General features: G+C 59.5%; 21 protein-coding genes and 1 pseudogene. 11 read left to right on the top strand and 11 right to left on the bottom strand.

Annotated elements, in window-relative coordinates; all coding sequences use genetic code 11:
• Positions 1-40: 40 nt before the first annotated feature.
• The 3 genes and pseudogenes from AB4P96_RS28210 to AB4P96_RS28220 all read right to left on the bottom strand — a co-directional run bounded on the left by AB4P96_RS28210 (position 41) and on the right by AB4P96_RS28220 (position 1,795).
• Entirely contained in the window at positions 41-472 is a 432-nt protein-coding gene (locus AB4P96_RS28210) for a methyl-accepting chemotaxis protein (RefSeq protein ID WP_370589429.1), read from the bottom strand.
• A gap of 156 nt (positions 473-628) precedes the next feature.
• A pseudogene (locus AB4P96_RS28215) lies at positions 629-1,357 on the bottom strand (PAS domain-containing protein); the annotation flags it as partial.
• Between the two features lie 105 nt (positions 1,358-1,462).
• On the bottom strand, positions 1,463-1,795 hold the full coding sequence (locus tag AB4P96_RS28220) for a DUF2790 domain-containing protein (protein WP_017137675.1): 333 nt from the start codon (positions 1,793-1,795) through the stop codon (positions 1,463-1,465).
• 226 nt (positions 1,796-2,021) lie between these two features.
• Here AB4P96_RS28220 and AB4P96_RS28225 point away from each other — a divergent pair, with 226 nt between their 5' ends.
• The 3 genes from AB4P96_RS28225 to AB4P96_RS28235 all read left to right on the top strand — a co-directional run bounded on the left by AB4P96_RS28225 (position 2,022) and on the right by AB4P96_RS28235 (position 5,749).
• A complete protein-coding gene (locus AB4P96_RS28225; RefSeq protein ID WP_395600331.1) occupies positions 2,022-3,341 on the top strand; it encodes an OprD family porin in 1,320 nt (439 codons plus the stop codon).
• A 342-nt stretch (positions 3,342-3,683) separates the two neighbouring features.
• The gene (locus AB4P96_RS28230) at positions 3,684-4,358 is read left to right on the top strand and encodes a heavy metal response regulator transcription factor (RefSeq protein WP_017137677.1); all 675 of its coding nucleotides are present in this window, start codon (positions 3,684-3,686) and stop codon (positions 4,356-4,358) included.
• On the top strand, positions 4,355-5,749 hold the full coding sequence (locus AB4P96_RS28235) for a heavy metal sensor histidine kinase (protein ID WP_099549205.1): 1,395 nt from the start codon (positions 4,355-4,357) through the stop codon (positions 5,747-5,749). Before AB4P96_RS28230 ends, AB4P96_RS28235 begins: the two co-directional genes overlap by 4 nt.
• Before the next feature lie 1,031 nt (positions 5,750-6,780).
• On the opposite strand, the gene AB4P96_RS28240 is transcribed toward AB4P96_RS28235, so the two are convergent.
• The 4 genes from AB4P96_RS28240 to AB4P96_RS28255 all read right to left on the bottom strand — a co-directional run bounded on the left by AB4P96_RS28240 (position 6,781) and on the right by AB4P96_RS28255 (position 13,296).
• On the bottom strand, positions 6,781-9,915 hold the full coding sequence (locus AB4P96_RS28240) for a CusA/CzcA family heavy metal efflux RND transporter (protein ID WP_017134519.1): 3,135 nt from the start codon (positions 9,913-9,915) through the stop codon (positions 6,781-6,783).
• A gap of 18 nt (positions 9,916-9,933) precedes the next feature.
• Entirely contained in the window at positions 9,934-11,040 is a 1,107-nt protein-coding gene (locus tag AB4P96_RS28245) for an efflux RND transporter periplasmic adaptor subunit (protein ID WP_395600332.1), read from the bottom strand.
• Positions 11,041-11,058: 18 nt separating this feature from the next.
• The gene (locus AB4P96_RS28250; protein WP_099549203.1) at positions 11,059-12,279 is read right to left on the bottom strand and encodes a TolC family protein; all 1,221 of its coding nucleotides are present in this window, start codon (positions 12,277-12,279) and stop codon (positions 11,059-11,061) included.
• Positions 12,280-12,390: 111 nt separating this feature from the next.
• Positions 12,391-13,296, bottom strand: a complete 906-nt coding sequence (locus tag AB4P96_RS28255) for a cation diffusion facilitator family transporter (protein WP_017134522.1) — start codon at positions 13,294-13,296, stop codon at positions 12,391-12,393.
• 216 nt (positions 13,297-13,512) lie between these two features.
• Here AB4P96_RS28255 and AB4P96_RS28260 point away from each other — a divergent pair, with 216 nt between their 5' ends.
• Together AB4P96_RS28260 and AB4P96_RS28265 are read left to right on the top strand one after the other, a co-directional pair.
• On the top strand, positions 13,513-14,883 hold the full coding sequence (locus AB4P96_RS28260) for a gluconate:H+ symporter (RefSeq protein WP_056859179.1): 1,371 nt from the start codon (positions 13,513-13,515) through the stop codon (positions 14,881-14,883).
• A 150-nt stretch (positions 14,884-15,033) separates the two neighbouring features.
• Complete coding sequence (locus AB4P96_RS28265) at positions 15,034-16,038, top strand: DUF4917 family protein (RefSeq protein WP_395600333.1); 1,005 nt, start codon at positions 15,034-15,036, stop codon at positions 16,036-16,038.
• A gap of 93 nt (positions 16,039-16,131) precedes the next feature.
• Here AB4P96_RS28265 and AB4P96_RS28270 read toward each other — a convergent pair whose 3' ends face one another.
• Entirely contained in the window at positions 16,132-17,421 is a 1,290-nt protein-coding gene (locus AB4P96_RS28270) for an MFS transporter (protein ID WP_017134525.1), read from the bottom strand.
• 186 nt (positions 17,422-17,607) lie between these two features.
• On the opposite strand from AB4P96_RS28270, the gene AB4P96_RS28275 reads away from it, so the two are divergent.
• Positions 17,608-19,026 carry a short-chain fatty acid transporter gene (locus tag AB4P96_RS28275; protein ID WP_395600334.1) on the top strand — a complete coding sequence of 473 codons (1,419 nt, stop codon included), beginning with the start codon at positions 17,608-17,610 and terminating at the stop codon, positions 19,024-19,026.
• A gap of 33 nt (positions 19,027-19,059) precedes the next feature.
• Here the strand turns inward: AB4P96_RS28275 and AB4P96_RS28280 are convergent, their stop codons facing one another.
• Together AB4P96_RS28280 and AB4P96_RS28285 are read right to left on the bottom strand one after the other, a co-directional pair.
• Positions 19,060-19,404: a DUF86 domain-containing protein gene (locus AB4P96_RS28280; RefSeq protein ID WP_169986771.1), complete on the bottom strand. Its 345-nt coding sequence runs from the start codon at positions 19,402-19,404 to the stop codon at positions 19,060-19,062.
• A complete protein-coding gene (locus AB4P96_RS28285; RefSeq protein ID WP_017134527.1) occupies positions 19,401-19,691 on the bottom strand; it encodes a nucleotidyltransferase family protein in 291 nt (96 codons plus the stop codon). Before AB4P96_RS28285 ends, AB4P96_RS28280 begins: the two co-directional genes overlap by 4 nt.
• A gap of 231 nt (positions 19,692-19,922) precedes the next feature.
• On the opposite strand from AB4P96_RS28285, the gene AB4P96_RS28290 reads away from it, so the two are divergent.
• The 4 genes from AB4P96_RS28290 (at position 19,923) to AB4P96_RS28305 (ending at position 24,008) form a co-directional block, all read left to right on the top strand.
• Positions 19,923-20,243 (top strand): hypothetical protein, encoded by a 321-nt coding sequence (locus AB4P96_RS28290; protein ID WP_017134528.1) that lies wholly within the window; start codon positions 19,923-19,925, stop codon positions 20,241-20,243.
• A gap of 101 nt (positions 20,244-20,344) precedes the next feature.
• Positions 20,345-22,045, top strand: coding sequence for an acid phosphatase (acpA, locus tag AB4P96_RS28295; RefSeq protein WP_170036115.1), 1,701 nt, complete (start codon positions 20,345-20,347; stop codon positions 22,043-22,045).
• A 122-nt stretch (positions 22,046-22,167) separates the two neighbouring features.
• Complete coding sequence (locus tag AB4P96_RS28300; protein WP_395600335.1) at positions 22,168-23,337, top strand: hypothetical protein; 1,170 nt, start codon at positions 22,168-22,170, stop codon at positions 23,335-23,337.
• Between the two features lie 146 nt (positions 23,338-23,483).
• Complete coding sequence (locus AB4P96_RS28305) at positions 23,484-24,008, top strand: SET domain-containing protein-lysine N-methyltransferase (RefSeq protein ID WP_017134531.1); 525 nt, start codon at positions 23,484-23,486, stop codon at positions 24,006-24,008.
• On the opposite strand, the gene can is transcribed toward AB4P96_RS28305, so the two are convergent.
• A complete protein-coding gene (gene can / locus AB4P96_RS28310) occupies positions 24,005-24,649 on the bottom strand; it encodes a carbonate dehydratase (protein ID WP_017134532.1) in 645 nt (214 codons plus the stop codon). The two genes, AB4P96_RS28305 and can, sit on opposite strands and share 4 nt — an antisense overlap.
• 139 nt (positions 24,650-24,788) lie before the next feature.
• Between can and AB4P96_RS28315 the strand changes: the two genes are divergently transcribed.
• Complete coding sequence (locus AB4P96_RS28315) at positions 24,789-25,193, top strand: serine kinase/phosphatase (protein ID WP_395600336.1); 405 nt, start codon at positions 24,789-24,791, stop codon at positions 25,191-25,193.
• Positions 25,194-25,263: the final 70 nt, after the last annotated feature.

Consider the following 25,263-nt stretch of genomic DNA (forward strand, 5'->3'; position numbering starts at 1 on the left):
AAGAAAAAACCTACGATACCTCAAGCACACGCCCTACGGGTCAGCTCGACAGCTGATTGGCGAACTGGCCCACCGCGCTGACGACTTTTTGCGCACCGTCCTGGATCTCCACGATCACCGTGCCCGCCTCGGCCGCCAGGGCCAGGCCTTGTTCGGCCTGCAGGCGGCCATCGTTCATCAAGGTCACTGCATCGCGGGCCATGTCCTGGTTCTGGCGGACTACGCCGACAATCTCTTCCGTGGCTTTGCTGGTACGCGAGGCCAACTGACGTACCTCATCGGCCACCACCGCAAAGCCACGGCCCTGTTCACCGGCACGTGCCGCTTCAATGGCTGCGTTGAGCGCCAGCAGGTTGGTCTGTTCGGCGATACCGCTGATGGTCTTGACGATAGTGCCGATCACTTGGGATTGGGCATTCAGCGCCTCGATGCCGTCACCGGCCTGTTGCATATGCTTGGCCAGATCACGCATCACATCCACCGCCTGGGTTACCACGGTGGTGCCGCGCTGGGCGCTGTTGTCGGTTTGCAGCGAGGTGCTGTAGGCGATATTGGCAGCCTCGGCCACGGCTTGTTCCTGATTGACCTGATCGGTAATCACCGTGGCGAACTTGACCACTTTGTACAGGCGGTCATTGGCGTCCAGCACCGGGTTGTACGTGGCTTCCAGCCAAACCGTGCGGCCATGGCTGTCGACCCGTTTGAAGCGTGCCGCAACAAATTCACCGGCGTTCAGGCGCTTCCAGAACTGTTGGTATTGGGCACTGTTGTACTCCTGCGGTTCGCAGAACATGCGGTGATGTTTGCCCTGGATCTGCGCCAGGCTGTAACCCATGCCGCCGAGAAAGCGATCGTTGGCCGTAAGTACATGCCCGTCGAGGTCGAATTCGATCACCGCCGTGGAACGCACCAGCGCGGTGATCAGGTTTTCATGCTCGCGCGACGCCTCGATGGTGCGGGTGAGGTCGCTTGAGTAAATCGAAAAATGCTTGATGCGCCCCTCCGAGTTGCGCACCGGCTGCACAATCGAGCGCAGCCACGCTTCCTTGCCGTTGCCACGCATCAGGCGTACGGTGCCGGCGAAGTGTTCGCCGCGCACCAGGGCATTTTTAAAGCGCAGCTGGAATTCGTCCTGGCGCACATGCGGCGGCACCAGCTCATCAATGAGACGCCCCACGATGTTGCTGGCCTGGTAAATCAGTTCTTGCAGGAAGTTGGCATTGGCCCACTCCACCCGGCCGTCGGCATCCAGCGTCAGGCACAGCATTTCACTTTCCAGGCTCTCCTTGACCTGCTGCAAGCTCGACAATTCTTCGCGAAGAGCAGACAGCTCTTGCTTCAGGCGGGTATTGAACATGAGGCACCGATGGCATTGGGTGAGGTGTATCTGACCTGCATCGGCGCTGCGGGCGTTTTCTGAAGCGTTTTTTTCGCCGCAGCCAGCTGTCTTTTTTTGGATCCATTAACCGCCGTTGTTTCGACACACACCCATCACTTGGTATTCCAGGGTATTGAGCTTGCCGGTGGAGTCTTCATAGGTCATGCGTGACGGCACCGCTTCGCAGGAGCGGATCGGCGGCGTTACGTTGACCACCCTCTCAATGTCCAGCTTCATGCCATAGCGGTAGGCCTGCACCTCGGGTGCGGGCTTGCCCTTCTTTTCGGCGTAAGCAGCCATGGCTTTTTCATTGCGCTCCATCATCAGGGCAAAGGTGCGGTCCCCGCCGCCTTCGGCCAACGCGCCAAAAGACAGGACCGCGACCAATACACCCAGGGCAACTTTATAAGCGTTCATCATTAGTTCCTCGTCAGAAAAGTTCAGTGACGAGATTAATCAACCAACCCTGACGCAATGTTCACCAAAACATTACTTATTTGTTAGGTGGCCGTGAGTTTCCAGAATTGTAATGTTCACGCCATGAGTTCGTTATCCACGGTTTGCAACTATCGGCCCGGGCCAGATCAATAAGAACGCCCGCCTCTATAAGAAGCTGAAAACTGCCACTACCCAGGAGCGAACCATGCGCATGACTTACTACATCCTTCCCTTTTCCTTGCTCGCCGCACTGCCCCTGGCGGCCGTGGCCTTAGAGGACAAGCCCGAAGGTTTTATCGAAGGCAGCAGCGTGAACGTGCTGGCGCGCACGTTTTACTTCAACCGCGATGACCGCAAGGGCCAGTCCAGCCCTACCGGCAACGGTTACTCTGAAGCCCTGGCGCAGGGCTTGATCGGCAAATTCGAATCCGGGTTTACCCAAGGCACCGTTGGCTTCGGCCTGGATGCGTTCGTCATGTACGGCCTCAAGCTCGACTCGGGCACCGGTCGCAGCGGCGGCAAGGGGTCGTTCGGCGTGCTGCCGGTAGACAGCGACAACCACCCCGAAAGCAGCTACAGCAAATTCGGCGGCGCGGCGAAACTACGGGTGCTGGATACGGTGATAAAAGCTGGCGATGTGTTCCCCGCCACGCCGGTGGTGGCCGCTGGCGATTCGCGCCTGTTGCCGGAAAGCTTTCGCGGCGTCACCGCTCACAACACCAGCTTTGAGGGCCTGAGCCTGCAAGGCGGGCGCTTGAGCGGCATGAGCCAGCCGAGTGAAAGCGGCATGAACAAGGGCTTTGCGACCTTCTATGCAGGTAAGGTCGACTCGCCCTGGATCGGCTATTTCGGCGGCGAATACGCGGTGAACAAACACCTCAGTGTCAGTGCGTACAGCAGCCGCCTGAAGGACGCCTGGGACCAGTACTACGTCGGCACCAACGCCAGTTACCCATTGAGTGAAAACGTGTCCTTGTTCGGTGACATGAACTATTACAAGGCCGTGGACGAAGGCAAAAAACTGCTGGGCGAATTCAACAACAACATCTGGAGCGCCAGGCTCGGGGTCAAGGTCGGCGCCCACAGCCTGGCCCTCTCGCACCAGCGCAACAATGGCAATGACGACTTCGACTACCTGCGCCAGTCGGACTCGATCTTCCTCAATAACTCGATCCAGTACAGCGACTTCAACTCGCCCAAGGAGCGCTCATGGATGGCCCGCTACGACCTCGACATGCAGGCCTTCGGCATTCCCGGCCTCTCATTCATGACCCGCTACGCCAAAGGCACCGGCGCCGACTACAGCAATGCCAACGCGGTGTACATGCGCCGCGATGCAGCCGGTAACCCGCTGACCGATCAACGCCGATGGGAGCGGGATATCGAGGCCAAGTACGTGGTGCAAAGTGGCAGCCTCAAGGATTTGTCCTTGCGTTTACGCCAGGCCACGGTGCGCTCCAGTGCGTTCGAGTCAGACCTGGAGGAAGTTCGCTTGATTGCCGAGTATCCACTGGTTGCACTGTGAGCCCTTACATTCGTTTGCCGTTAACTAACATCTGTTCACAAATAGCCAGGTATCAAAACTGTAATATTGAGCTCAGCTTCCCGTTAAGTTGAAGTTCCTATACTCGCATCAACTTATTTGCACCGAGCAACATTCGTCTCTAGAAGCTTTTTTGTAGCTCCTTTGGAAAGAGATGAATTTTTAACGCCCCTCGGGGCGTTTTTTTTTGCGGGCAGGTTTAGCAGCGACCAATGGTCGCAGTTGACCCTGAAGCTACTTCACGGTTCAGACTTTTCCTACTCCCAAAACACCTGATTCCATAAGGAAATGGAGCCCTTATCCCTCAGTAAAAGGTAACCCCCCATGCGTATCCTTGTGGTTGAGGACGAGCAAAAAACCGCCGACTACCTGCAACAGGGCCTGAATGAAAGCGGCTATGTGGTGGACTGCGCGTCCAATGGCATCGACGGCCTGCACCTGGCCGGGCAGCACGCCTATGAGCTGGTCATCCTCGACGTCAACCTGCCGGGCAAGGATGGCTGGGAAGTGCTGGAGCAATTGCGCCGCAATGGCACACAACGGGTGATGATGCTGACGGCCCGTGGCCGCCTGGCTGACAAGATCAAGGGCCTGGACATGGGCGCCGATGATTACCTGGTCAAACCCTTCGAGTTTCCCGAGCTGCTGGCGCGGGTGCGTACCCTGTTGCGGCGCAGTGAGCATATCCCGCAGCCGGACGTGTTCCGCGTTTTGGACCTGGAACTGGACCCGCGCCGCCATCGCGCCTATCGCGGCACCCGGCGTATCGACCTGACCACCAAGGAGTTTGCGCTGCTGCAGGTGCTGATGCGCCAGACCGGCGAAGTACTGACCCGCACGCAGATTATTTCGCTGGTGTGGGACATGAATTTCGACTGCGACACCAATGTGGTGGAAGTCTCCATCAGCCGCCTGCGGGCCAAGGTCGATGACCAGAGCGAAGTGAAACTGATCCACACCATTCGCGGCGTGGGTTATGTGCTGGAGGCACGTGGATGAGAACCGGGAGTTTGTCGATGCGCCTCGGCTTGACGGTCAGCCTGATGGGCGCCGGCCTGGTGTTGTTGCTGGCGACCCTGGCGTACGTGGCCCTGACCCACGAGTTGGAAAAGCTGGCGCGCAAGAACCTGGAAAGCAAGATGGAGCAGATCCAGCACAGCCTGGCCCAAGGCCTGGATGCCAACCGCATCCGCGCCCGCCCGCACTCATTGATGGACCTGGTGATCGGCCACGACAACTTCTACCTGACCATCGTCGGCACCGCACCGGATGAAAGCGTACTGCTGAGCATTGGCGCCAAGCCCCAGGAGCCTTTGTTGACGGACTTCACCCCCAGGGAAACCCTCGGCTACCTCAATTGGGCCGACAGCAATGGCAACCAGGTGCTCAGCGCCTCCAGCCTGATGCGTCTGGCCAATGGCGAACGGGTGCGCGTGCTGCTATCGCTGGACCGCATGGACGACCAGGCGTTGCTCAGTGCCTACCTGCGCGCCACGTTGATTGCCTTGCCGATGCTGCTGATCCTGATCGGCATGGGCGCCTGGTGGCTGGTGCAACGCGGGCTCGCGCCACTGAAGCAGTTCAGTCATGTGGCGGCCAAGGTCACCACCCAGGACCTGACCCACCGTTTATCCATCGACAACCTGCCCCAGGAACTGGGCGAACTGGCCCATGGCTTCAACGTGATGCTCGACCGCCTGGACGCGGGCGTGCAACAGCTGTCGCAGTTCTCCGATGACCTTGCCCACGAAATGCGCGCGCCACTGACCAACCTGATGGGCAAGGCCCAGGTGACGCTGTCCCGCCAGCGGCCACCGGAGGAATACAAAGCAGTGCTGGAGTCCAACACCGAAGAGCTCGAACGCCTGGCGCGCATCGTCTCCGACATGCTGTTTCTGGCCCAGGTCAGCCATCCGGCCGCGCGAGGCTCATTTACCCAAGTGTCGCTGGCAGAAGAGGCCCATCGAGTGATGGATTTATTCGCCTTGAGTGCCGAAGACAAACAACTGACCCTGACCCTCAGCGGCGATGCCCAGGTACAGGGCGATCGCCTGATGATTCAACGTGCCCTGTCCAACCTGCTGTCCAATGCCATTCGCCACAGCCCGGCGCAGTCGCATATTTCAATGCTGGTGGAGGCCTATGGCAATCAGGTTGCGCTGTCGGTCAGCAACCCCGGCCCGGGGATTGAGGCGCAGCACCTGCCGCACCTGTTCGAACGTTTCTACCGCGTCGACAGCAGCCGCGCCCGTACCGAAGGCGGCACCGGGCTGGGCCTGGCCATCGTGCAATCAATCATGGCCCTGCACCAGGGGCAGGTTGATGTGCGCAGCCTGCCCGGTGGCTTTACCTTGTTTCGCCTGGTGTTTCCTCGGGTATTGCCTGAATAGGGAATGCGGACTTCAAACCAAAGCCGATCCCCTGTGGGAGCTGTCGAGCTTTAGCAAGGCTGCGAACGCGGTGGGTCAGGCACCCTATATATCGCCTGTGCCGCCGCCTTCGCAGCCTCGCTGGGGCTCGACAGCTCCCACATTTGAACTTTGTTGCTGGTGGAATCTGCGTTCGACACGATGGCCCTGCTGACCAAGACCTAAGCAACAAAGCCGATCCCCTGTGGGAGCTGTCGAGCTTTAGGGAGGCTGCGAAAGCGGTGGGTCAGGCACCTTATATATCGCCTGTGCCGCCGCCTTCGCAGCCTCGCTGGGGCTCGACAGCTCCCACATTTGAACTTTGTTGCTGGTGGAATCTGCGTTCGACACGATGGCCCTGCTGACCAAGACCTAAGCAACAAAGCCGATCCACTGTGGGAGCTGTCGAGCTTTAGCGAGGCTGCGAAAGCGGTGGGTCAGGCACCTTATATCTCGCCTGTACCGCCGCCTTCGCAGCCTCGCTGGGGCTCGACAGCTCGCACATTTGAGCTTTGTCGCTGGCAGAATCTGCGTTCGACGCGGTGGCCCTGCTGACCAAGACCCAAGCAACAAAGCCGATCCCCTGTGGGAGCTGTCGAGCTTTAGCAAGGCTGCGAAAGCGGTGGGTCAGGCACCTTATATCTCGCCTGTGCCGCCGTCTTCGCAGCCTCGCTGGGGCTCGACAGCTCCCACAGTTGAGCTTTGTTGCTGGTGGAATCTGCGTTCGACGCGATGGCCCTGCTGAGCAAGTCCTAAGCAACAAAGCCGATCCACTGTGGGAGCTGTCGAGCTTTAGCGAGGCTGCGAAAGCGGTGGGTCAGGCACCTTATATCTCGCCTGTACCGCCGCCTTCGCAGCCTCGCTGGGGCTCGACAGCTCCCACATTTGAGCTTTGTCGCTGGCAAAATCTGCGTTCGACGCGATGGCCCTGCTGACCAAGACCTAAGCAACAAAGCCGATCCACTGTGGGAGCGTTGGTGATTTCAGTATCAAGCCCGCTCAGCTCATACGCATCATTCCTCCTTGCGATGCGCCCATTGGTACAGCGCCGGCAGCACCAGCAAGGTCAGCAACGTAGAGGAAATAATTCCGCCGATCACCACCGTCGCCAGCGGCCGCTGCACTTCGGCGCCGGTGCCGGTGGCGAGTGCCATGGGGATAAATCCAAGTGACGCTACCAGCGCCGTCATCAACACTGGGCGCAAGCGCGTCAGCGCGCCTTCGTTGACCGCCAGCGCTAACGAGCGGCCTTCTTCACGCAGGTTGCGGATAAAGGCAATCATCACCAGGCCGTTCAGCACCGCCACGCCCGACAACGCGATAAAGCCCACGCCTGCCGAGATCGATAGCGGAATATCGCGCAGCCACAACGCCATGATGCCACCGGTCAAGGCGAACGGAATCCCGGTAAACACCAGTAAGCCGTCCTTGAGGTTGTTGAACATCATAAACAGCAACCCGAACACCAGCAGCAACGCCACCGGCACTACGATGCGCAAACGCTCGGAGGCTTCCTTCAACTGTTCGAACTGGCCGCCCCAGGTAGTCCAGTAACCGGCGGGCACCTTCACCTGGGTGCTGATGGCCGTCTCGGCCTCTTCGACAAACGAGCCAATATCACGCCCACGCACGTTGGCGCTGACGATCACCAGACGCTTGCCATTCTCGCGGCTGATCTGGTTCGGGCCGAGCACCAGGTCCAGGCTCGCCACTTGGGACAAGGCAATAAAGCCCAACTGCCCCGCCGCACTGCCGGCCAACGCCGGCACCGGAATCAACAGCCGCGACAAGCCTTCGATATCGGTGCGCAACGCGTCGGATAACCGCACCACCATGTCAAAACGCCGGTCGCCTTCGTACAACGTACCGGCCTGGCGCCCACCCACGGCCACGGCAATGGTGTCCTGCACATCACCCACGTTCAGGCCAAAACGTGCGGCCTTGTCACGGTCGATATTGATCGTCAGCACCGGCAGGCCGGAGGTCTGCTCCACCTTCACCTCCGAGGCGCCATCAAGCTTTTGCAAGGTCTCGGCGATTTCCCCGGCGGTCTTGTTGAGCACCGCCATGTCATCACCAAACACCTTCACCGCCACATCACTGCGTACCCCGGAAATCAGCTCGTTGAAGCGCAGCTGGATCGGTTGCGACAGTTCATACGCACTGCCCGGCACAATCGCACTGGCGCGTTGGATATCGGCAATCAGCGCCTCGCGGGACTTCTTCGGATCCGGCCATTGGTCCTTCGGTTTAAGCATCACGTAGCTGTCGGAAATGTTCGGCGGCATCGGGTCGGAAGCGATTTCCGCCGTGCCCGTGCGCGCAAACACCCGCTCGATTTCCGGCACCTGAGCGATCAGTATTTTTTCCAACTGCTGCTGCATCTGCACCGATTGCGACAGGCTGGTGCCGGGTACGCGCAAAGCCTGTTGGGCGAAGTCGCCTTCACTGAGGCTGGGGATAAACTCGCTGCCCATGCGACTCGCTACCGCGCCCGAGGCGACGATGGTCAACACCGCCAAACCGAACACCAATGAACGGCGCGTCATGACCCAATCCAGCACTGGCGCATAGACCCGACGTGCGGTGCGCATCACCAGGTTTTCTTCTTCCTTGACCTTGCCGGTCACGAACAGCGCAATCGCGGCGGGCACGAACGTCACCGACAGAATCATCGCGCCCAGCAGCGCAATCACCACGGTAAACGCCATGGGATGGAACATCTTCCCGGCCACGCCAGTGAGGGCGAAAATCGGCAGGTAAACCACCATGATGATCAACTGCCCGAAGATCAGCGCGCGCCGTGCTTCCTTGGCCGCCGCGAACACTTCATGCAGGCGCTCGCTGCGCGTCAATAACCGCCCATGTCGCTGCTGCGCATGGGCCAGACGGCGGATCGCGTTTTCGACGATCACCACCGCGCCGTCGACGATAATGCCGAAGTCCAGCGCGCCTAGGCTCATCAGGTTGGCGCTGACTTTGTTGGTGAACATGCCGGTAAAGGTGAACAACATTGCCAGCGGAATCACCATCGCCGTGATCAGCGCCGCGCGGATATTGCCCAGGAACAGAAACAACACCGCGACCACCAACAGCGCGCCTTCGAAGAGGTTTTTCTTCACCGTGGCGATGGCTTTTTCCACCAGGTTGGTGCGGTCGTAGACCGTCACGGCGACCACACCGGCGGGCAGCGAACGGTTGATTTCCTCGAGTTTCTTCGCCACCGCCTGGGACACGGTGCGGCTGTTTTCGCCGATCAACATGAACACCGTGCCCAGCACCACTTCACGGCCGTTTTCGGTGGCCGCGCCGGTGCGCAACTCGCGGCCGATTTCGACTTGCGCCACATTGCGCACGCGGATCGGCGTGCCGTCCGAGGTCGTGATCACAATGTTGGCAATATCATCAATCGACGCCACTTGCCCCGGCGCACGGATCAGCAATTGCTCGCCACTGCGCTCGATGTAACCGGCGCCGACGTTGGCATTGTTGCGCTCCAGCGCCGTGACCAGATCACCCAACGTCAGGTTGTAGGCCGCCAGGCGCTTGGGGTCCGGGGCTATCTGGTATTCCTTGGCGAAACCACCGATGGTGTTGATCTCGGCCACGCCCGGCACATTGCGCAGTTGCGGCTTGATGATCCAGTCCTGGATCACGCGCAGGTCGGTCGGCGTATAGGGCGTGCCGTCGTCCTTGCGCGCGCCGTCTTCGGCCTCGACGGTCCACAGGAAAATTTCGCCAAGGCCGGTGGAGATCGGCCCCATCGCGGTTTCGATGCCCAACGGCAGTTGCCCGCGTGCCACTTGCAGGCGCTCATTGACCAATTGCCGGGCGAAAAACAGGTCGGTGCCGTCTTTGAAAATCACCGTCACCTGGGACAACCCCGAACGCGACAGCGAACGCGTCTGCTGCAAACCCGGCAGCCCGGCCATGGCGGTTTCAATCGGAAAGGTAATGCGCTGCTCGGTTTCCAGCGGCGAAAAACCGGCCGCCGCCGAGTTGATCTGTACCTGCACGTTGGTAATGTCAGGCACCGCGTCGATGGGCAACTTCTGATAGCTGGCGATGCCGACACCGGCCATCAACAGCACCGCCAGCAGCACAATGATGCGCTGCTCGATGGCGAATTGGATAAGGCGCTCAAACATGGGGAATCACTCGCAGGATCAATGGGCGTGCTCGGCCGAGCCTTTACCCAGTTCGGACTTGAGGATGAAGCTGCCGACAGTGGCCACCTGCGCCCCGGCCTCAAGGCCCTGGCGCACTTCGACGTAGCCGTTTTCGCTCACACCGAGTTCGAGGTGACGGGTGATAAAGCCTTGCGCAGTGCGCACAAACACTGAGGGTTTGTCCTCGACGGTCTGGATCGCGGTTTCTGGCACGGTGACCTTGGCCTGGTAGTTATCGGTGGCCAATTGCACCGTTACAAACAGGCCCGGGCGCCAGGCGTCATCGGGGTTGGGCACGGTCACGCGCACGGTGGCGGTACGCGTCTGCTCGCCAAGCAGGTTGCCCACATAGGCCACGGTGCCCTGCACCTGCGTGCCCATTTCCGTGGAGGTGACCTTCACCGGTTTGCCGACCCGGACCTTGTTCAAATCCTTGGGAAACACACCGAAGGTGATCCACACCTGGGACAGGTCCGAGAGCGTGAAGGCGTTGCTGGTCTCGCCGACCACCTCGCCGACGCCGAGGTGTTTTTCCACCACTACGCCGGCGAACGGCGCACGCAGTTCATAACGATTGCCGCCGACCAGGACCGCGCTGCCGCTGAGGGCAGTCATCTTCTGGCGCGCATTGTTCAGGGCGATTTCGGCCTCTTGCAAGGTCTGACGCGCCAGCAGGTAATCCTGTTCGGCGGAGATTTCGTCTTTCCACAATTGGCGCTCGCGTTGGAACGTAGTGCGCGCCAATTCGACCCGGCGCTCGCTGGCCGCCAGCTCGCTGCGCTGGTCGGAGATCTGCTGGCTGGAGATGACCGCCAACAGCTCGCCTTTCTTCACCGACTGGCCAAGGTTGACCTTCACCGCCTCCACCACACCGGCCGCACGCGGGACGATGTGCGAGGTACGGTCCTCGTCGAAACGCACTTCCCCCGGCAGCGTCAGCACTGTACTGATCGAGCGCGGTTGTGCCTGGGCGAGTTGGATACCGGCAGCCTGAATCTGCTGCTCGGTGAGTTCGAGTGCGCCTTCCTCTTCATCGGCGGCGGCAAAACCAGACAGCATCAGGCCCAGGGCGACGGCCAGCGCCACGCCATGTTTATGTTTCATAGAGGACTCCAGAAAAAATCAAAACCGGGCGAGGTCGCCGTAAATTCGTTCGATGCGCACCCAGGCATCGGTGGCCTGAGCGGTCGCCGTGAGGTATTGGGTGCGTGCGGCGATCAAGGTGCGCTGGGCGTCGAGCACGTCGAGGAAGTTGAACTTGCCCATCTCGAAGCCACGGGTGGCGCTGTCCACCGCGCTTTGGGCGGCGGGCAGGATCTGTTGGTTGAAGGCGCGCACTTCGGTATCGGCGGTTTGCCACAGGTCCAGGGCCTGGCGGGTCTCGGTGCGCAGGCGCAGTTCGACAGCGTTACGCAGGTCGCGGGCCTGGTCGGCGCGGCGGCTGGCGGCCAGCACATTGCCCTGGTTACGGTTGAACAACGGGATCGGCATGGACACACCCACCACGTTCACACGTTCACGCACGCTGGCGTCGTACTGGCTGCCAATCGACACATCGAGGTCTGGAATCCGCTGGGCTTTTTCCAGCCCTACGCTGGCTTCGCTTTGCTGGATGTGCAGTTCGGCCAGGCGCAACTCAGTGGTTTGCTCCAGGCGCGCCAGCAAGGGTGCGGAGGGCGGCAACGGTGGTGCGGATTGGCTTTGCGTGGCGACCGCCTGGAAGTCAGGGTTGGCGCTGCCGGTGCTGGCGGCGAGGCGGCGGTAGGCATCCGTGAGGCCGATCTGTGCGCGGTTGAGTTCCAGGCGGATCTCCGACAACTGCACCTGGGCGCGAGTGGCTTCTACCGGCGACGATTTGCCGGCTTTGACGCGGCCATTGGCGACCACCAGGCCGCGCTCGGCCAAGGCCATTGAGCGTTGCGCCAGGTCGAGGCGCTCCTGGGCACGCAGGGCGCCATAGTAGCTGTCGATCACATCGGCGCGCAGGCCATTGCGCCGCTGCTCAAGGGTCAACGCGGCGGCATCCTGAGCGCGTGTTGCCACATCAATGCGCGCACCGCGTTTGCCGCCCAGCTCCAAGGTCTGGCTGAGTTTGATGGTGGTGGTGCGCGAGTTGCGGCGGGTGTCTTCGGCATCCCAGGAAGCCACTGGGTTGGGGATCAAGCCCGCCTGCTGGCGGCCGCCTTGGGCAATGTCGATTTCCCATTGCGCGGCGGCCAGGTCGGGGTTGTTGGCGAAGGCGGTTTGCAGGGCTGAATCAAGAGTCAGGGTTTGCGCCTGGGCAGCGTTCGCCGCTACCCACAACGCTGCGCCCCCCAAAAATGTTCTAAACGAAAGTGCCATAACGAGAGTTCCACGCCCATGAATTCGCTGAGGTTTACCAGCGGGGGCAATGTAGCTTTCGCGACTTATCAGAGCGGTGGAGCAAAGATTACAAATCCGAAAGGCACAGCCTCAAGCGTGCACCTCGTCAGGGTCGTCGTGATGAAAACCTTCGCCTTCGACCTGCAAGGTGACGTGGGAAATATCGAACTGTTCGTGCAGCAATTCCGTCACCCTTGTGAGGATTTGTTGCTCAGTGCCTTGGGACGGATCCGCGACCAAATGCGTGCTGAGCACATTCTTGCCGCTGGTCAGCGCCCAGATATGCAGGTCGTGTACGTCCTTGACTCCAGGCACGCTGCGAATGGCCTGCTCAACCTGATCGATATCCATGCCGTCCGGCACGCCTTGCAGCAGTACGTTCATGCTTTCCTTGAGCAGCGTCCAGGTGCGTGGCAACACCCAGAAACCAATCGCCGCCGCCACCACGGAGTCGACCCAGCCCCAGCCGGTAAACATGATGACCACCGCCGCGATGATCACGCCGATAGAACCGAGCATGTCGCTCCAGACTTCCAGATAAGCGCCCTTCACATTCAGGCTTTCACCGCTGGCAGCACTGAGCAGGCGCATGGAGATCAGGTTGACGATCAGCCCCAGCACCGCAATCACCAGCATGCCGGTGGACTGGATTTCGGCTGGCGCCTGCAGTCGTTGATAAGCCTCGTAAAGGATGTAAAACGCCACGGCGAACAGCAGCAGCGCATTAAAGGCCGCCGCCAGGATTTCGAAACGCGCATAACCAAAAGTGCGCTTGCGGTCGGCCGCACGCTTGGCGACCTGAATGGCCACCAGGGAAATCGCCAGGGCCAGGGCGTCGGTCATCATGTGCGCGGCGTCGGACAACAACGCCAGGCTGCCGGTGACAAAAGCGCCAATAACCTCGGCAATCATGAAGCTGCCGGTCAGCCCCAGGGCCATCCATAACTTGCGTTCGTGGCCGGCGCGTACTTGGGCGTGGCTGTGTCCTGCGCTCATGGCATGTCCTCGTGGTGTGTAGTCCGTTGATCATAGAGCTATAGGCCAAATTCCCGCGCATACCTTGCAAACTTGTCACTCGCCCGCCAGCTCATCGTTAGATTGATCGCACCAAAATCGCCCATGCATGCGCTGCGGCATTTCTATCAGGTATGCTTTTCGAGCAGGAAACAAAAAGAAACAAATTAGCCAACCTGTTCGATAAGGAGTCCCGTTTTGGAGTTATCGACTGCCGCGTGGATGGTTCACGACACCCGCCTCATGTTTTGTGTTCTGCTGGCCATCGCCAGCATCATTGTGTTGATCAGCGCCACCAAACTGCCGCCGTTCCTGTCGATCCTGATCGGTACGTTCATCGCCGGTGTGGGCGCCGGGCTGCCGCCGGAAGAAGTCGCCAAAGCCTTCAGCAAAGGCGCCGGGGCGATCCTCGGTGAAGCCGGGATCATCATCGCCCTGGGCTCGATGCTCGGCGCGCTGATGGCCGAATCCGGCGCGGCCGACCGCATCGCCACCACCTTGCTTGGGTTGGGCAAAGGCAAGTCACTGCCGTGGGTGATGGCGCTGGTGGCCATGGTGATTGGGTTGCCGCTGTTCTTCGAAGTCGGCCTGGTGATGATGGTGCCGATCATCTTCGTGATGGCCAAGCGTTCGAACCAGCCACTGCTGAAAATCGCCATCCCGGCGCTGGCGGGCATGACCACCCTGCACGCCCTGATGCCGCCGCATCCGGGGCCGTTGATTGCGGTGGGCGCGTTGCACGCCGACCTGGGCCTGACCATGCTGCTGGGCTTCTGCCTGGCGGTGCCGGCGGTGATCCTGGCCGGCCCGCTCTACGGCAACTGGCTGTCCAAACGCCTGCACGTGGATGAACCGGCCGACATCGGCGCGCTGTTCAGCGCACCGCCCAAGGCGCCACGCCAGCCGAGCTTCGGTGTGTCGCTGCTGATCATTTTGTTGCCGGTGATTTTAATGCTCGGCAGCACCTTGGCCAAAGTCGCGTTGCCAGCCGAAAGTACCGTCGGCCTGACCTTGAAGTTCCTCGGTGAACCGCTGATCGCCCTCGGCCTGGCCGTGATCGCTGCCGTCATCTGCCTGGGCTGGGCCGCCGGCATGCCGCGTGCCGAAGTCGGCAACACCCTGCGCAAAGCCCTCGCGCCCATCGCCGTGTTACTACTGACCATCGGCGCCGGCGGCGGCCTCAAGCAAACCCTGCTGGACGCCGGCGTCAGCCAGACCATCAGCAAGGTCGCCGAAGGCGCGCACATGCCGTATCTGCTGCTGGCCTGGCTGATCGCCGTGGCCCTGCGCCAGGCCACCGGCTCGGCGACAGTTGCTACCACCACTACGGCGGGCATCCTCGCGCCGATGATGGCCGGGCTGGCCGCGACCCAGAGTTCCTTGGTTGCACTGGCGATTGGCGCGGGCTCGGTGTTCTTTTGCCACGTCAACGACGCTGGGTTCTGGATGGTGCGTGAGTATTTTGGTTTGCAGCTGAAGCAGACGATTTGGGTGTGGTCGGTGTTGCAGACCATTGTTTCGGTGGTCGGGCTGGTCGGTACGCTGCTGCTCTGGCACTTTCTTACGTAATCCCCTACTGAAATCGTTCTCGATATTGTGCATACGAGAACGATTTCATTGCGTTTCAAACAATTACCAACCTTGCTTTGAATGGCCAGTAGTGGCATAAAGTCATCACTCAATATACCGTTTTGAATATTACTCACAAGGAGCGTGACGGTGATTACCTATAACGACGCGATAATATCGATTCCGCAGGGCCAAAAACCCTCGATTCTACTGGCTAATGGGTTCTCCCAAGCGTGGGATCACACCATTTTCAACTACAAGTACCTGCTTCAAGCTGCTGACTTTGGAGACCGCTCAACTCCCATTAAGGAACTCTTCAAAAGACTCAACACCTACGACTTTGAAAAGGTCATGAAGAGGCTAGTTTCCACACAGCTCGTCCTCGAAATTTACGACGCAGACCCACAACTTATTGCAAAAGTAAAACAAGACCAAGAAGTATTAAAATCCGCACTTATCAGTGCAATCTCCAACACTCACCCGCCGCTACCCAATAACGTTACCGACGAACAGTATATAAGCGCACGAACTTTCCTTTCTCAGTTCACTCAGATATTCACCTTAAACTATGATTTACTGCTTTACTGGGCAAGAAACAAAAACAACTTACCTCCGGAGTACTATTCAACCAATGATGGGTTCGGTGGATATCCATTGCAATGGCGAGGAAACGGGAGCGGTCAACAGGTCCACTTTCTGCATGGCGGACTACACCTCTATGACACAGTGTCCGGGGTAAAAAAACACAAATGTACTGAGGACGGCGTGCCGATAATCGATCAAGTCAGAAACAACTTGGAGAATGGAAAATTCCCTCTATTCGTAGCTGAGCCCACCTATGAGAAAAAACGTGCTCGGATAGAGCACAACCCATACCTAAACTATTGCTTTCGCAAACTTAGAAGTTTGCGGGACACGCTTTTTATATATGGCCACTCTATAGCAGTTAATGACAGCCACATTTTCGAAGAAATAAAACATAGTCAAGTGGAAAAGGTGTTTATCAGCATCTACGGGGACGCCGAAAGCAAGGAAAACCAAATGACGATGATGAGAGCAAAAAACCAGCTATTTGGATTCGACATCGAATTTTTCCAGGCAGAGACAACCCCTATATGGGCAGCAGTAGAAGCTGAAAGCCCTCACATCCCGTAACTTAAAACCACGTTTAATATAATATTCGTCGGTTACCTCTTTCAGTCACACCTGACTAGAAGAGACTTTCTCGATATCCACTCATCAAATTAGTTAATTGCCCAAGGTGTGGCGCTTGCCAAACAGCGCCACACTCGCCACCCCCACCGCGCCCATCACCACGCAATACCCCACGCAAATCCACGGGCTGGTCGGCATCAACGCGATCAGCAACAGTGGCGTTGTACTCGCCCACAACGCATAGGCAATGTTGTAGGTAAACGAAATCCCCGACACCCGCACCTGCGCGGGGAACAGGCCGACCATCACCGATGGCACCGCGCCTACCACGCCGCAACTCAAGCCCGCCACGGCATACGCCGCGCCCAGCCATACGCCGCCGCTGATCAGGCTGGCGTACAGCACCGCAATGCCCACCGGCAGCAACAGGCTGTAGACCAGCACCGCGCGCCAGGCGCCGATGCGGTCGACCAGCAAACCGGCGAGCACGCAGCCGATATTCAGGAAGACGATGCCCAGCGCACTTAGGGCGAAGGTGTGGCTGGGGCTCATGCCGAAGGTTTTTTGCATCATGGTGGGGGTGATCACCACCAGCACAACCACTGCCGAGGTGAGCACGCAAGTGAGGATCATTGCCGGCAGCAATACAGCGCGATGGTCGCGCAGGACGGTGCGCAACGGCATTTCAGCGGCGGCCTGGCGGCGAGCCTGCATTTCGAGGAACACCGGGGTTTCGCTGAGCCAGCGGCGCAGCCACACGCCGATCACACCGAACACGCCGCCGAGCAGGAACGGGAAGCGCCAGGCGTAGTCGAGGATTTCGGCGGGGGTGAAGATTTGCGCCAGCAAGGTGGCCGTGAGTGCGCCGAGCAGGTAGCCGAAGGTCAGCCCCGCTTGCAGGAAGCCCAGCGCGTAGCCTCGGTGGTGGCGCGGTGCGTGTTCGGCGACGAAGGTCCAGGCACTCGGCACTTCGCCGCCCACTGCGGCGCCTTGCAGCACGCGCAGGGCCAACAGAATCAACGGGGCGAAATAACCGATTTGCGCGTAGGTGGGCATGATCCCGATCAGCAGGCACGGCAAGGCCATCATCAGAATGCTCAGGCTGAACACGCGTTTGCGCCCCAGGTGATCGGCGAAGTGCGCCATCAGAATGCCGCCCAGCGGGCGCGCCAGGTAACCGGTGACGAAGATGCCGAAGCTTTGCAGCAGGCGCAGCCATTCGGGCATTTCCGGCGGGAAGAACAATTGGCTGAGGGTCAGCGCAAAGAACACGAAGATAATGAAGTCGTAGATTTCCAGCGCGCCGCCGAGGGCGGCCAGGCCCAGGGTTTTGTAGTCGGAAGGGGAAAAACGCTGCGCCCGTGGGGAAAAGGTGGCAGTCATGTAAAGGCTCGGCAGACAAACAAAATGGCGTGCAGGTTATGAGCTGCGCCCAGTGATGGCAATCGCGACAGATATATTTGTTTTCCTCATGGATCGATGAAGATAACTGCATTCCCATATCAATGCCTGTAGCGGAACATGCCGTAAAACTGCCAACACCCATAATAAATACAAGAGGAAAGACTCGTGGCCGATGCTATCGAAGAAAGCCGCTATGCCCGATTTGCCCTGCGCTGTTCCAACTTCGCCGAACGCTGGTTTCCGGACTCCTGGGTGTTTGCCGCCCTGGCGGTGATCATTGTTGCCGTGGCGACCCTGGGCATGGGTGCCGCGCCGACCGAAGCCGCCAAGGCCTTTGGTGACGGGTTCTGGAGCCTGATCCCGTTCACCATGCAGATGGCCTTTGTGGTGATCGGCGGGTATGTGGTGGCCAGTTCGCCGCCCGCCGTGAAGCTGATCGACCGTCTGGCACGTATCCCCAAGAATGGCCGCTCGGCCGTGGCGTGGGTCGCGTTGATTTCCATGGTCGCCTCTTTGCTCAACTGGGGCTTGTCCCTGGTGTTTGGCGGTTTGCTGGTACGCGCCCTGGCCCGTCGCACGGATTTGCGCATGGATTACCGCGCCGCCGGGGCTGCGGCTTATTTGGGTTTGGGCGCAGTGTGGGCACTGGGGCTGTCGTCGTCGGCGGCGCAGTTGCAGGCCAACCCGGCCAGCTTGCCGCCGTCGATCCTGTCGATCACCGGGATGATCCCGTTCACCGAGACCATCTTCCTGTGGCAATCAGGCGTGTTGTTACTGGCGCTGATCGTGGTGTCGCTGATCATCGCCTATGCCACCGCACCCGGCCCCAATAGTGCGCGTGATGCCAAGGCCTGTGGTGTCGACCCGGCCTTCAATATGCCTAAACCACAACCGCCGACGCGTCCGGGCGAATGGCTGGAACACAGCCCGCTGCTGACCATCTTGCTGGCCTTGCTGGCGGCTGGCTGGTTGTTCCATGAGTTCTCGACCAAACCTGCGATCAGTGCGATTTCGGGGCTGAACACCTATAACTTCCTGTTCATCATGGTCGGTGCGCTGCTGCACTGGCGCCCGGGCAGCTTCCTGGATGCGGTGGCGCGTGCCGTGCCGACCACCACTGGCGTGTTGATCCAGTTCCCGCTGTATGGCTCGATCGCCGCGTTGATGACCGTGGTGAAAGGCGGTGACGGCCAGACTCTGGCGCACCATATCTCGTTGTTCTTTACCTCCATCGCCTCCCACGACACTTACGCGCTGTTGATGGGCGTGTACTCGGCGGTGCTGGGCTTCTTTATCCCGTCGGGCGGTGGCAAGTGGATTATTGAAGCGCCTTACGTGATGCAAGTGGCCAATGACCTGCAATACCACCTGGGCTGGGCGGTGCAGATCTATAACGCGGCTGAGGCACTGCCGAACTTGATCAACCCGTTTTATATGCTGCCGCTGCTGGGCGTGCTGGGGCTGAAGGCACGGGATCTGATCGGGTTTTCATTTGTGCAGTTGCTGGTGCACACGCCGCTGGTGTTGTTTCTGTTGTGGGCGCTGGGGACGACGTTGAAGTATTTGCCGCCGGTGATGCCTTAAACGACCCTGACTGCGCTTGTTGCACAGGCGCAGTCAGGCTGGAACCACAGGAAGGCGATGCAATAGATCAGGCAACGCATCCTGGATCGTGTCCCAAACCACATCGAGGTTGATATCGAAATAACCGTGGGCAATCCGGTTGCGCATCCCGCGCATGCTACGCCAAGGGATCTGCGGGTGACTCGCAGCGAAATCTGGATGCTGATCCATGATTTTTGTTGATGCCTCACCAATGATGATCAGACTCATGACAACTGCTTGTTGAGTACGTCTGTCTTCCAGAAACTCTTCTTTGTTCAAGCCGTCAACAAATGTGATCGCATCAGCGGTGGCTTGCCTTATGTGATCCAAGTAGTCCCCGAGGCGATTTACTGTCATACCGGGCGTGCCTCAGCCAACACTTTTGCGCGAAACTTCAGTGGTAAATCGCCAGGCGTCAGCAGGTCCACATTGACCCCGAGCAGATCCTCCAGCTCTACCTGCAATCCACCAAGATCAAAAAGCGTGGTCCCCGGCGGAGCATCTACCAGCAGATCAAGGTCGCTACCTTCTTGATCGGTACCCAGCAAGACAGACCCAAACACCCTTGGATTTGAGATACGGAAACGCCCCACCACCTCTCTGACGGCGGCCCGTTTTAGATCAAGGGCGATTGAAGGTTTCACGGTTCACCTCGGTGGCATCCATTATTGACGCAGTTTAGCAGTGCCAGGGTGTGTGTATACATGCCCGATTTCTTACATCAACCTCGTCATTGCGTCACATTGCATTGCTAATTCCCTGGCCAAATGTATCGGGCTTTCCCACTTATTGCAGTGACAGCCTCTGACTTCCCTCCCTCGCGCCTTTGATTAACCTGCCTTGGATTACCACCCACAAACACCAAGGAAAATCCGATGACGCCCCTGTCCAAATCACTGGAAGAGTTGATCAATGATATTTACAAGGACGACCACGTGTCGTTCGTCGAGTACACGGCTCTGCGAGACGATGCCGATCGGCGTATGGCTGCCGTCGTCAATGAGTTTGGCCTGCACAATAACGTCACAGCCTTCCAAAAAGTGATGGACGTGGCCATGCAGCTTTTGCAAACCACGGTCATCGATGCAAAAAAAGCCAAGCTGACCGACACGGGTGAGGCAATCGTCAAGGATGCGCTGACGGCTCAAGTGGAGTACTTGCGCGCGGGCAGCCAACTGGCACTGCACTTGCTGTGACCACCCTTTAGCTTTCTAACCGCTGTCTTCGTTCCGTCACATTGCATTGCTACCGTCCTGCGAAATATCTTGCAACAATCAGCCAGCAGGAACGCCCAGCAATGAGTGACGAGCACGAAGACCGCCCTTCTCCCGATTCCGTAACCCAACCGCCCGTGGACACCAGCCGTCGGCGTTTCCTCGGGGGCGCGGCGGTGCTGGGGGTTGGTGCGACCTTGAGTGCTTGCGGCAATACCAGCGAGCCTGCGGGCAAGCCAGAGGTGCGGCCGCTTACACCGCAAGAGCTGGACAAGGCCTTGCACGAGCAGGTGAAGACAGTCGTGGTGATCTACGCCGAGAACCGCAGTTTCAATAACCTGTTCGCAGACTTCCCTGGCGTGGAGAAACCACTGTCGGCGCTCTCCGCAGCCGACGTGCAGCAACGTGACCGTGATGGCAGCCTGCTTAGCACCCTGCCACCGGCCTGGGGCGGCGTGTTGCAAGTCGGCCCGCAAAGTGTGGACGGGGTGACTTACCCCAGCGAAGTGCAATTCCAGGAAAACCTGCCCAACGCGCCATTCGCCCTCAAAGGCCCGAATGCCGAGGACCTGCCTTTGAGCCTGGTCACTCGTGATTTGTGGCATGTGTTCTACCAGAACCAGATGCAGATCAACGGCGGCAAGAACGACAACTTTGTCGCCTGGGCCGATTCCGGTGGCCTGGTGATGGGGTACTACGCCCAGAGTCGATATTCCCTGCGCTTGTGGGACGTGGCCAAGGAGTTTGTGCTGTGCGACAACTTCTTCCAGGGCGCTTTCGGTGGCTCGTTCCTCAACCACCAGTACCTGATCAGCGCCACCGCGCCGTTTTATCCGAATGCCGCACAATCGGTGGCCAAGGCGCAAATAGCCACGCTGCAAAGCGATAACCCCACCGACCCGCGCCTCAAGCCGCTGGACAAGTCCCCGGCCAGCGCCATGACCGGCCCGCCGCAGTTCGGCCCCAGTGCCTTGACGCCGGACGGTTACGGCGTGAACACCCTGGCACCGCCATACTGGCCGACCTGGATCCGCGACCCGCAAAACCCGGACTACTCCAAACCCGATCTGCCCAACGTGCTGGTGCCGCAAACCCACGAACACATTGGCGACAAACTGTCGAAAAAGAACGTTGACTGGGCCTGGTACGCCGGTGCCTGGCAGGCGACCCTGGACCAGTTCAAGGACTCGGGCGGCATCCCGAAGATTCCGAACTTCCAGTACCACCACCAGCCGTTCAACTACTTCAAGCAACAAGGCCCGCAAAACCGTGCTGAGCGCGACAAACGCTTGCGTGACGGCGGTTTGGGCGATGATTCCGGCACCAACAAGTTCTTCGCCGATGCCCAGGCCGGCAAGCTGCCCGCCGTGACGTTCTACAAGCCCCAGGGCAACCTGAACATGCACGCCGGCTACGCCGATGTGGCCTCGGGCGACCGCCATATCGCCCGCGCCTTGAAAGTGCTGCAAGAAAGCCCGCAGTGGAAAAACATGGTGGTGGTGGTCACTGTCGATGAAAACGGCGGCTGGTGGGACCACGTGGCACCGCCCAAAGGCGATCGCTGGGGCCCGGGCACGCGGGTTCCGGCGTTGGTGGTGTCGCCGTTTGCACGCAAAGGCACGGTGGACCATACGGTTTACGACACCGCGTCGATCCTGCGTCTGATCACCCGCGTGTTCCAGCTGGAGACACTGGACGGCCTCAAGCAGCGCGATGACGCGATGATCGCCCGCGGCCAGAAGCCCATGGGCGATTTGAGCAACGCCTTGCAGTTCAACCGGTAGGTTTTCTTATCCAATAGCGACATGCCTGGCGATTTAGCACGCGGTTTTCCTGGTCAACCGCTACTGTGTGCAAGTGGGCTTTCACCCCGCGCAGACGGGCTTTCGCTGACAAGGAACCAACTATGTTTAAACCGACCAGGCTGTCCTTCACACTGGCCGCACTGCTGGCCAGTGCGGTCGTACAGGCCGACATCGAAGTACCACTGGGCAGCACGCAACGCGTCACCCAACTGTTCGCGTTCCCCAATAACTGCAACGTAATCTGCTTTCGGCCATGGACGCTGGAGCAGACCGCCGAGCACTATTTGAACCAGAGCTTGCAACGCGATGGGTACAGCCGTGCCAAGGTCAGTGTGAAAACCCACGACGGCCAGGTTTCAGCTACCTTCAGCGGTGTGCCCGAGCACTATGGCCAGCCCCTGACCACGCTGCTCAACACCGCCGACCTGGCCTACCAGGGCGCCAGCAAACTTAACAGCGACGGCAAGTGGGCCTACAACTGGTACTTGTTCCTGCCGCTGGGCATGGCCCTGGAAAACCGCAAGAGCATCGAACTGCTGCACTTCCCGCCCGACTACTCGCTGACCCAGGCCCAGGATTACCTGGAATCGGCTACCACTGACCGCTGGGCCACTTTGCTCACGGACAATGGCATCCCGGCCACGGAAACACCGGCCTACCAGACCATCATCGATATTGCGCCGATCGCCGCGCCGTCCAATGCGGGCAAGGACCTGGAAAACGTCTACAGCTACTTTGCCGACTACCAGACGCGCATGGTCAAGGAGCTGAGCCTGCACGCCAACGGCTCATTGCCGATGGTGGCATTCGGCGCACCGGTGCGTAACTGGATCAAACAACAGTACGGCCAGACCGTGGCCGTGCTGGGGTTGGCGCAGATCAGCCCGACTGCCGGTAAAACCGTGTCGGTACTGGGCTCCAACCACCCGAGCTACATCTGGTATGCGGCAGATCCGGCCAGCTATGACGGCAATGAACAAAAAGCCGATGAGGCCGGTTTGAAAGTGATGGGGCAAGATTTGAGCGCCGCCTGCTGGCAAGCCGGTATGGGCCAGAAACCCGCCAGTGACCCGAATGTGTTGCTCAAGGCCTGCATGAACACCTGGCAAGTCACGCGCAAGGAGCAGACCTGCGAGCTGTTCTACACCTCGGTGCGCAACCTGACCCCGGAGCAAGCCAACGCCAAATGCGCCACCCCGCCCATCAAGGCGCAGCTGAAACAGCTGAAAGACGCCGCCCCAATCCCCGCTGTTACAGCCCCTGCGCTGTAAATCGTACAAAATATAACCGGTTTCTACTGTCAGATCTGACAGTAGAAATCGCCTACAACTTCAGCGAGTCTTGAACGGTACCCATCCGCTGCAAGACTGGCAGTCAGACCCCATCGCAGGTCGATGCAGCCTAGCCCAGGAGAGTTATGAAAACTCAAGCCATGGATAAGGCTAAAACTGCTGTGAGTGACTGCCTTTACCCCTTCAAAACGGTGCTCGTTGAACAGGGTTACCCGTCGAGTGAACACTTCCAGGTCGTACACGATGCCAATGGCATTGGCGCCGCGCTCAAAGCATGCGTCGCCTTTGACAGCCGCGTGCGCATTGCCAGAGTGTCCGGCTATGCGTTGAGCGAACGACGTGCCCACACCTTGCAGCTCTCGTCACGCATCCACCTCTATGACCCGTGGTTCAGCCGCCTGATGTTGCACTCCTGCAATCCGAACGTGTTTTTCGATGCCACGTACCTGGAAGTCTGGACCGTGCAACCCATTGCGCCCGGCACCTTGCTGACGATGGATTACGCCACCACCGAAGATGCGCTGTTCCGGCAGTTCGCTTGCCAATGCGGCGAGCTGAACTGCCGGGGCTGGATCACCGGCGCCAAGGAGCCATTGAGCGCCGAAGGCCAGGCGTTCATGACCCACTGGCGCCTGCGCAAACGGCCTTAGGCTTCGCCCAGTGGGCGCAGGCGATATTGCGGCGGCAGTTGCTCGAAGCCACTGATGGTGGTGTTCAAGCTCTTCCAGCGGCCATCCTTGATGCCGTAGATGCAGCCGTGAATCGACAGGCTCTGCCCGCGGTGCCAGGCGTTTTGCACAATGCTGGTGTGGCCGACGTTGGCGACTTGCTGAATCACGTTCAGCTCGCACATGCGGTCCACCCGCTCCTCCTCGGTGGGCAGTTGGGCCAGCACCTCGCGGTTTTCGTAATAAAGGTCGCGAATAGTGCGCAGCCAGCCGTCGATCAGGCCGAACTGGCGGTCCTGCATCGAAGCGCGCACGCCGCCGCAGCCGTAGTGGCCGGTGACGAGGATGTGTTTGACCTTGAGCACGTCCACCGCGTACTGGATCACCGACAGGCAATTGAGGTCGGTGTGCAGCACCACGTTGGCCACGTTGCGGTGCACAAACAGGTCGCCGGGCAGCATGCCGACGATTTCGTTGGCCGGTACACGGGCGTCGGAGCAGCCGATCCACAGGTATTCCGGGGTTTGCTGGCGGGCGAGCTTGGCGAAGAATTCGGGATCTTCCTGTTTGATCGCATCCGCCCAGCGTTCGTTGTTATCAAGCAGGTCTTGTAGTTCGTTCATCAGGGAAAGCCTCAGGAATGATGCGCAGCTTTGTGACAGACAACCGCTCGTCCGGGTCACGCCCGGGCGCAATTAGCTTGAATCTTTGGGGCGCCGTGCCTGTCCACACACTATAAGCCCCACAGTATGAGGATTGGCCATGACTGAATCACGACGTCCCTACGGCGCTACACAGCCCGAACCGATTGATGACAACGAAGACCGCATGGGCGAGATGCGCGAGCTGGATTTTGACGAGCAAGAGCCGACCGCAGAAATCGGTGATGAGCTGCCGCGCCGCGAGCGCGAACACCTGATGCCCGACGAACGGGTACGTGAAGCCGGCATGACCGGAGCTTCGACCGATGATCATGAGCCCACGGATGATGACATGAGCCCGGAAACGCTGATCCATGAGGATGGCGCCCGGGATGCTCGTGAGGCAGGTGATGATAATCCGGCGGATTATGACCTGAGCATTGTGGATGAGGACGAGATTGGCGGTGGCAATGGCCTGGACGAGGCGGAACTGGCGGATATTGACCCGATAGACGGTAACCGCTGACACAACACAGTTGAGCCTGTGAATACTTCCCCTGTGGGAGCCGGGCTTGCCCGCGATGCAGGCGCCTCGG

It is taken from the genome of Pseudomonas sp. B19125, from assembly GCF_044218855.1.
In the GTDB taxonomy this organism is placed as follows: domain Bacteria; phylum Pseudomonadota; class Gammaproteobacteria; order Pseudomonadales; family Pseudomonadaceae; genus Aquipseudomonas; species Aquipseudomonas edaphica.